Origin of the sequence: Psychrobacter sp. S1-30-MNA-CIBAN-0213 (genome assembly GCF_040309845.1) — a bacterium.
In the GTDB taxonomy this organism is placed as follows: Bacteria; Pseudomonadota; Gammaproteobacteria; order Pseudomonadales; family Moraxellaceae; genus Psychrobacter.
Genome location: NZ_JBEOPE010000137.1, coordinates 1 through 250 on the forward strand (window position 1 = coordinate 1; position 250 = coordinate 250).

General features: G+C 37.6%; 1 protein-coding gene. It reads left to right on the forward strand.

Annotation, left to right across the window (positions count from 1 at the left end; translation table 11 throughout):
- A partial coding sequence (locus AAEY87_RS14245) for a hypothetical protein (protein WP_350657644.1) occupies positions 1-250 on the forward strand: 250 nt, incomplete at both ends.

Consider the following 250-nt stretch of genomic DNA (forward strand, 5'->3'; position numbering starts at 1 on the left):
GTGATGAAACAGCTGAGGTTACTGTACTTCCTGCCAAGTTTTGGGAGCAAGCTTATTATGATGAATGGATTCAAGACAGTTATTTTGAAGAAGATATGTATTACGGCGTACGAAAACTTTATGAGAGTGACAATTCTTGGAAAAAGTATGAGAAGCACCTTCGGCCACAAGTGACTGAGCTTATTGATGATATTCCGAGCTTAGCTAATAAAGCATCTTTTAACAGTTATAAGCCTACTTCAACCGATAT